The organism is Mesorhizobium argentiipisi (SeqCode) (assembly GCF_037179585.1).
Lineage (GTDB): Bacteria > Pseudomonadota > Alphaproteobacteria > Rhizobiales > Rhizobiaceae > Mesorhizobium > Mesorhizobium argentiipisi.
The window spans coordinates 1-7798 of record NZ_JAPYKO010000062.1 but is presented as its reverse complement, the minus strand read 5'-3'; the positions used below and the strand labels follow the sequence as shown (position 1 = coordinate 7798).

General features: G+C 64.7%; 8 protein-coding genes. 3 read left to right on the top strand and 5 right to left on the bottom strand.

Annotation, left to right across the window (positions count from 1 at the left end; all coding sequences use genetic code 11):
• Positions 1–126 precede the first annotated feature (126 nt).
• The gene (locus O7A05_RS33685) at positions 127–2370 is read right to left on the bottom strand and encodes a cation:proton antiporter domain-containing protein (protein WP_415927096.1); all 2244 of its coding nucleotides are present in this window, start codon (positions 2368–2370) and stop codon (positions 127–129) included.
• 274 nt (positions 2371–2644) lie between these two features.
• Between O7A05_RS33685 and O7A05_RS33680 the strand changes: the two genes are divergently transcribed.
• Both O7A05_RS33680 and O7A05_RS33675 read left to right on the top strand, forming a co-directional pair.
• Positions 2645–2863 carry a hypothetical protein gene (locus O7A05_RS33680; RefSeq protein WP_337097704.1) on the top strand — a complete coding sequence of 73 codons (219 nt, stop codon included), beginning with the start codon at positions 2645–2647 and terminating at the stop codon, positions 2861–2863.
• Between the two features lie 107 nt (positions 2864–2970).
• Positions 2971–3753, top strand: coding sequence for a DUF2270 domain-containing protein (locus O7A05_RS33675; protein ID WP_337097703.1), 783 nt, complete (start codon positions 2971–2973; stop codon positions 3751–3753).
• Positions 3754–3872: 119 nt separating this feature from the next.
• Here O7A05_RS33675 and O7A05_RS33670 read toward each other — a convergent pair whose 3' ends face one another.
• Together O7A05_RS33670 and O7A05_RS33665 are read right to left on the bottom strand one after the other, a co-directional pair.
• On the bottom strand, positions 3873–4472 hold the full coding sequence (locus tag O7A05_RS33670; protein WP_337097702.1) for a sulfotransferase family protein: 600 nt from the start codon (positions 4470–4472) through the stop codon (positions 3873–3875).
• Positions 4473–4513: 41 nt separating this feature from the next.
• Positions 4514–5413: a VOC family protein gene (locus O7A05_RS33665; RefSeq protein WP_337097701.1), complete on the bottom strand. Its 900-nt coding sequence runs from the start codon at positions 5411–5413 to the stop codon at positions 4514–4516.
• A 146-nt stretch (positions 5414–5559) separates the two neighbouring features.
• On the opposite strand from O7A05_RS33665, the gene O7A05_RS33660 reads away from it, so the two are divergent.
• On the top strand, positions 5560–5859 hold the full coding sequence (locus tag O7A05_RS33660; protein ID WP_140753268.1) for a hypothetical protein: 300 nt from the start codon (positions 5560–5562) through the stop codon (positions 5857–5859).
• Positions 5860–5910: 51 nt separating this feature from the next.
• Here O7A05_RS33660 and O7A05_RS33655 read toward each other — a convergent pair whose 3' ends face one another.
• A complete protein-coding gene (locus O7A05_RS33655) occupies positions 5911–6738 on the bottom strand; it encodes an aldo/keto reductase (RefSeq protein ID WP_337097699.1) in 828 nt (275 codons plus the stop codon).
• Positions 6739–6867: 129 nt separating this feature from the next.
• Positions 6868–7461, bottom strand: a complete 594-nt coding sequence (locus O7A05_RS33650; RefSeq protein ID WP_337097707.1) for a TetR/AcrR family transcriptional regulator — start codon at positions 7459–7461, stop codon at positions 6868–6870.
• Positions 7462–7798: the final 337 nt, after the last annotated feature.

Here is a 7798-nt window from a genome sequence, read left to right as displayed (position 1 = left end):
GAGAAGCTTAACTGTCTCGGCCCAGCCATCATCAACAAGCGATTCGTGTGTCATCCCCAGCGTAGAATCACAACCGATTCCGCGCCGCAATACCCTATCTTAGCGCCTATGCCCTTGTGGGGGAGATTAGCCAATCCCTGACCCTGTCCCCGTGCCCGTGCGCACCGCCTCGCGGTCGCTCTCGTCGCGCGTCACCCGCTCGTCGGAGATCAGCACCACCGGGCATGGGCTGCGCCGCAGGACGCCGGTCGTCGTCTCGCCGAAGATCAGCTCCTTGCCCTGGCGCCGCGCCACGCCCATGACGATCAACGCAACGTTGCGGCCGGCCTGGCGAGCGATGGCATCGGCGGCGGCGGCTCTGCTGCGGATCGCCGTCTCGGTCTCGACGCCATAGCGGTCGGCAAGCGCGACGATGTCCTTCAGCACCGCTTCCCTGCGGCGGTGGGATACGGTGTCGCGCGGCTCGTCGCGACCGACCCTGGCGACATAGAGCATCTTGACCGACGCGCCGGTGACCGCCGCTATCGCCAGCGCCAGTTCGGCGCCGCGGCGGGCGACCGCCGTGCCGTTGACCGGCACCAATATCTTGCCGGCTTCCGGGCCGAGCCGCGGCATCTGACGGCCTGCGGTCGCCGGCTTCAACACCAGGCAGAGCGGCCCGTCGAAGGCGCCGGCGACCTCGTTCAGCCGATGCGAGAATGCGCCCTTGGAGGTGACCGCGCGGCCGAGGCCGACGAGCAGCATGCCGTAGCCCTTGCGCGCTTCCTTGGCCACCGCGTCGGTCGAAAGCTCCTCATGCTGGCGGCGGGTGACCGGCGCTTCGCGCACCGGGGTCTCGTCGGATTTCCTGGCGGCCTCGCGGCTGTCCTCCGCACCTTTCTCGATTTCCTCCAGATGCAGGCCTTCGGTCGGCTCGGCATCGATCTCGCCGCTGGAATGCAGCACGGTCGTCGGCTTGCCGGCACCGATGACGCCGGCGAGATAAGCGGCGAAGCGGCCAACGACGCCTTCGTCGACCACAACCAGGAGCCGCTCCAGATTGGCGACGAAGCCGCGCTGGTCGATCTCCTCGCGCTCCAGGCGTTTCTTTTCCTGCTCGCTGATCGGCAGCCGGCGCAGCGCCCAGCGCAATGTCGGAGGCATGGCCAAGGTGGTGATGACCGCCATGGTGACGATCATGGTGAAGAGATTGTGCGAGAGCACACCCATCGACAGGCCGATCGAGGCGACGATCACCTCCGTCGAGCCTCGCGCATTCATGCCGCAACCCACCGCAATGCCCTCGGCGCGGCTCATGCCGGCGACCTCGGCGCCGATGAAGGCGCCGCCGAACTTGCCGATCGAGGCGATCACCACCAGCGCCAGTGTGAGCAGCGCGAGCTGAGGATCGGCAAGCACGGTGAGGTCGGCCGACAGGCCGGCGACGCCGAAGAACACCGGCATGAAGAGCGCCGTGATGATGCCACGCAATTGCCCTTCGATGTGACGAGACAGGATCGGCGATTCGCCCACCAGTATTCCGGCGACGAAGGCGCCGAGCACGGTGTGGACGCCGATCAGGTCCGTGATCAAAGCCATTGCGCCCATGATGGCGAGGATGACGGTGACCACCGCATATTCGGAGCGGAAAGTATCGTTCGTCCAGCGGATCGCGTCGAAGACGATGCGGCGTCCGAGCGTGAAGGAAAACGCCATGAAGGCGGCAACGCCGGCAACCGTGAAGGCCAGGCTGCCGAGCTCGATCCGCCCCTGGGTGGCGATGCCGATGGTGATGGCAATGATCACCCAGCCGATCGTGTCCTCGATGATCGCCGAGGAGACGATGACCTGGCCGAGGTCTCGGCGCATGAAATTCATATCGCGCACCACCATGGCGACGATCTTGACCGAGGAAATGGAGAGGGCAGTGCCGAGGAACAGCCCGGCGACGATGCGCTCGCTGCCGGCGGCAAGCAGCGTGTCGGGCATGAACTGGGCGGCGATGAAACCGAGCGCGAAAGGCACGGCCACGCCCGCGGCCGAGATGGAAAAGCAGGCGCGGCCGACGCGGCGCACAAGCCGCAAATCCGTCTCCATGCCGGTGAGCAGAAGCAGCATCAGGACGCCGAGTTGGGCGACGGCGTTGATCATCGACTTCTGCGAGGCGTCGCCGCTAAAGACCAGCCGCTCGGCCGCCGGCCAAACCCAGCCGAGCAGCGAAGGTCCGAGCAGGATGCCTCCGATCAATTGGCCCATCACCGCCGGCTGCCTAAGTGTCTCAAGCACTTCGCCGATGCCGCGGCCGACGACCAGAAGCAGGATCAACTCGGCGACGAAAATGCCCTCCGAGGACATGCCGGTTTTTTCGGCGGAGAATGCTACGGCGGGCATCAAGACGAGCGCCACAGCACCAAGCGCGATCCAGATCGACAGCGACGCTCCCCGATTGAGCATGTTGGGCAATTTATGCACCCCTCATTCCTCGCCCGGACATAACGGTCTGGCGTAAGGATCGGTTGCACTGGCGCCGGAACTGCTGATCTCCCCCCTCGTGGAGAGATTGGCAGCTCATAAAATTCTAATCAAATGCTGCCGCCGATCTTTGTTTCCCGGTAAAGCGACTCGACGATGTTGGCCGCCAAGGCGGGGCAACAAGGAGAAGCTGATGAAAAGCGACTTTGCCGCCGCCCACCTGCACCTCGACCGGGCGTGCCATTACCTGCGCGGCGGCGATGAAACGAGCCGCGCCGCTCTCGCGGCGCTCGACCTTGTGATCGAGGCCGTGGCGGCAGCCCAGCATGCCCGGCCGATTGCCGATGTGCTGCCCTTTCCGCGGCGCGCGAATGGCGGTCTTCCCCACTCGCATCCTGATCTATCCGCCTGAAAAGACGGGAACATTCTGGCCGGCCGCACGTTGAAGAGCCAGGGGTGTGGCCGGTCGATGTTAAGGCGAGGACGGGCCGGCCATGGCGGCGGGAGGCGCATGGCAGAATGTCCCAGACGAATGCCGCAAAATCCACAGGCGCGGCTGTGGCGAGGTCGACAGAGGCGGCTGTACCGGCAAGATCCACCGAGAAGGCCGCACCGCCGCGAGCTTCCGACACGCTGGCGCTGAAGCTCAGCTCCGCTGAATTCACCACGACGCTGTCGCATTTCCACCGCGCCGAGATCGCGCGCATGGCCGGGTGGCGCGACCGGCTCGACCGCACCAGCAACTGGGCGATCACCGTGGTGGCGGCGATGCTGTCGGTGTCGCTGTCGACGCCCAGCGCGCATCACGGCGTGCTTTTGTTCGCCATGCTCCTGATCACGCTGTTGTTGTGGATCGAGGCGCGGCGCTACCGTTTTTTCGACGTCTACCGCGCCCGTGTGCGGCAGTTCGAGCGCTACTACTTCGCGCAGATCTTTTCGCCGCAGCCGGATTACGCTTCCAACTGGCTCGCCATCCTCGGCGAAGGCCTGCGCTCGCCGCGTTTCCTGATCACGCAGCGCGCGGCGCTGATCCGCCGGCTGCGCCGCAACTACATCTTCATGTACACGATCCTGCTGCTTGCCTGGATCCTCAAGATCACCACGCCGAGCCTGTCGCGTGAAGGCTCTCCCATCGGCTTCGGCGCCTCGCTTGTCGATACGTTCCGGGTGGCGACGCTCGGACCCATCCCGGGCGTCGTCGTCGTGTGCTGCGTGGCCGCCGGCTATCTCGCGCTGCTCGCCGCCGCTTTCCTGGTCCGCGCCGATGACGGGGAGCTGTCCTTCGGCGACGTGCATGTCTAAGGGAATAGGGCAGTAGGGCAGTAGGTAAATCGGAACTGCGTCGACGTCGCGTCTTCCATCCATTCCCCTACTGCCCTACTGCCATATTGCCTTACTGCCCTATTCCTTTACCGACTTCACTACAGCGACAGCGCCGTCCGAAACTCCCGGGTCGAGTTGCGGCTGGGATAGGGTTCGTCCGGCACTGGGGCGCCGAGATGGGCGCAGAGCGGCGCCCATCCATCGCCGAGCTTGTGCACCAGCAGTCGCTCCGCCGGTACTGTGCTCAGCACCGCCTCGACATTGTCCCGATAGACGGCGATCGCATGGGCGCGGTCCTGCGGGCGGCCGCCGAAGACCTGCTTGGCGACGAGCGCGATGCCTAGCGACTCCTGGTCCGTGCTGCCGGCGATCGCCGGCAGGATGGTTTTTTCGAAACTCTCCCACCAGCTTTCGGGCGAACGCCAGGTTAGAATGACGCGCGCCTGCGGATAGGCTTCGATCAACTCGCGCCAATAGTACGCCGAGGGCCAGTCGACGCAGGATTTGTATCCCGCGAAGAGCCGGGCCCAGTCGGGCGCCTCGCCCCTGGCCAGCGCCCGCCAGAGCCGCTTCTGCTCCCCATGCGTCATTACCTCCGACATATGGTGGCAAGGACCGAAGCCGAGCATGGTCAGCGCCTCGCGCATCGAATCCGTGCCGGTCCGGCCGAAGCCGGTTCCAATCACCATCAGCGACATTTCCCCCTCCTCCACTTCTTCCCGTCTTCAATCGGTTGCGATCAATCTCCCTGGACCACGAGCCGCAGGCGGTTGCCTTCCGGATCGGCGGTCGAGATAACGCGACCGTCCCTTTTCACCGGTGTGTCGGCCGCTTCGAGCCTGCGCTCCACGGCGGCGAGCTCCTGCGCCGAGCCAAGCTCGATGGTGAAATGGTCGAGGCCGGCTGCACCCGGCGGCGGCTCGCGCAGCTCGTCGCGCGCCCAGATGTTGAAGGCCACCATATGGGCGCGACGCTCCGTGCCGCAGTCGAACATGCCGAAGGTCCGGGACTGGATATGCGGCCGGAAGCCGAGCACGCCGAGATAGAATTTCATCAGCATCTCGGGCGCGCGGGCGCGCAAATGGATGTGGCCGATAAAGGCATCCGGCGCCATCTTCGGCTCGATATTGCCGGAATTGCCGAGGTCGCGCAGCAGGCCCGACACGTCCAGCGGCTCGATCCCCGAATGCGCGCTGCCGTTGGTGGCAATCAGCGCCACGCGGCCGTTGGGCGACACTTCGCGGCGCAGCAAGCGCTCCGGCGTGTCGAAGCAGATCTCGATGCCGTTACCGGAGGGATCGGAGACATAGAGCGATTCCGAAACCAGGTGATCCTGGGCACTGTACCGTAAGCCGGATGCCTTGAGGCGGGCGGCTGTATGCGCGAGATCGCGGCGGCTGGTGATATGGATGGCGACGTGGAAGAGATCGCGCGACTTCTGCGGCAGCGGTGCCTCCGCGCCGGCATGGAGCACGATCAGCGTCCGGCCGCCGGCGCCAAGCTCCGTCATGGTGGCGTCCTCGCGAAGCAGCTCCAACCCAAGCGCGTCGCGCCAGACATTCAAGGCCGCCGGCACGTCGGTCACCCTGAGATGGACCGGCCCGAGACGGGTCACTGGTGACAGCAATCCTTCATCCATCGTCGTCTGTCCGATTGCGGCCAATGACATATTAGCTGTGAATGAATTGCCTGTCGCGCTCCAAGTTCGGGTTGACCCCTTCCCGGCGGGCGGCGACTATTGCGACGGTCGGTTTTTCTGGAATTGGTTCAGCAGGAGGAGATCGCATGGACGAGACCGAACAGTGGCGCAACATGGCAAGCGCGCCGCGGGACGGCAGCCGCATCCTGGTGACGGTGCGCTCCTCGGAGCAAGGACCGGCCGAGGTCGACATGGCCTATTGGTCGCGCGCCGACCAGTTCGGCGAGGAAGGCTGGCGAGCGTCGGACTCCTCGCCCGGCCGCATCGTCGAATATGCAGAACCGGAGCTCAGATGCTGGATGCCGCTGCCGACCGCAGGGCGCGGGTCGATGCCGAGCCCCTGGGAAGGCGATGACGTGCCGCTGGTGGACGGCGAGGGAATTTAAGCGCCCTTCTTCCCAAGCGGTTCCACAAGGGGTGAAGGTGGAGCTTAATCCTTAGAACAAAAACGCCGCTATGGCCGGGTTCGGCCCCGTCCGGCCGTCGGCGGAATCCAGGCCACGAATTGTCTGTATGTCGTCCGCATCCAGCTCGAAGTCGAACACGTTGAAATTGCCGGCGATGCGCTCCTGGTGGATCGACTTCGGGATGACGACCAGCCCTTCCTGCACATGCCAGCGGATGATCACCTGCGCTACAGACTTGCCATGCTTCCTGGCGAGCTTCTCTAGCGGCGGGTCGGCCAGCAGCCGACCGCTGCCCAGCGGGCTCCAGCTCTCGATACGGATGTTGTGCCTGGCGTGAAAATCGCGCTTGTCACGCTGCTGGAAGCGCGGATGCAATTCGATCTGGTTGACGACCGGCGTCACGCCGGTCTCGCCGATGATACGCTCCAGATGGTCCTGGTTGAAGTTCGAGACACCGACCGACGTGCGCCCAGCCTTCTGCAGCTCGACCAGCGCCTTCCAGGCCTCGACATATTTGTTCTGGCTGGGCACCGGCCAGTGGATAAGGAAAAGGTCGATCTGGTCGATGCCGAGCTTTTGCATCGTGTCGTCGAAGGCTCGCAATGCCGCATCGCGCTGATGCGCGCCGTTGCGCAGCTTGGAGGTGATGAAGAGTTCCGATCGCGGCACGCCGGCCGAACGAATCGCCTCGCCGACGCCTTCCTCGTTGCGATAACCCTCGGCGGTGTCGATGAGGCGATAACCCGCCTCGATGCCCCAGCGAACGACCTTGGCGGTGATCTCCGGATCGACCTGCCATACACCGAGCCCGATCTGCGGGATGGTCGAGCCGTCGTTGAGTTTGAGCTGTTCAGGCATGGCAGGATCCTTTTGGGAGGGAGGGTGGTGCCGACTATGTAGGCCGTGGGTTGGGGAACGCCAGTCGGGGAGACGTTGGCGGGACAGCGCCCCCCTCTATCCTGCCGGGAGATCAACAGTTGCGGCGCCTCAGCCCCTCGCCCCGAAGCGCAACCCATCCATCAGCAGCTTCACCAGCCGCCCCGAACGTTCGCGCCAATCGGGCGTGTTGGGCGCGGAGTAAATGCCGCCCAGCGCATGCATCACATCGGAAGCGTCGACGTCGGCGCGGATTTTGCCCGAGGCGGCTGCGGCCTCGATCAGGCCCCGCATCGCGCCCGAGACACGACCGGACGTGTCGGAGAACAGCGTCGAATTCGTGGTAAGCAGAATCCGGAGGCTGGTGGCGAGGCCGCGTTTGGTGGCGATGTAGTCGACGAAGCGCTGCATCCACAGTTCGAGCGCGACATCGGCCGGATGCAGCTGTGCCAGTTCCCCGGCGGCGTGGCAGAGCCCTTCAACCTCGCGGCGGTAAACCACCTCGACCAGATGCTCGCGGGTCGGGAAATGGCGGTAAAGCGTGCCGATGCCGACCCCTGCCCGCCTGGCGATCTCCTCCAGCGAAGCGTCGACGCCGTCGCTCGCAAACATCTGCGCCGCCACCTCGACAAGTTTGTCGCGGTTGCGCTGCGCATCGGCGCGCAGCGGTTTTTGCACCGGCGCGTCGCGCGTCGCTTTGGTCATTTCCTGCTCGGGCACCTTTTTCTCCACCAAAGCAATATGGGGGGTTGAACCATGGCTGGCCAGACCCCAGTTAAATAAACGGAGGCACCTCCGTTTTAGTGGAGTGCTTTTATCATATAACCAGGGGAAGCGGTATGTCACGTAGAGAAGGACGGGAAGCGCACCCTGGCCGCTGGAGCAGGGCGCGGGAGCTGCCAATCTCCCCCTTGTGGGCATAGGCGCTAAGATAGGGTATTGCGGCGCGGAATCGGTTGTGATTCTACGCTGGGGATGACACACGAATCGCTTGTTGATGATGGCTGGGCCGAGACAGTTAAGCTTCTCGGCGGCGAAGAGT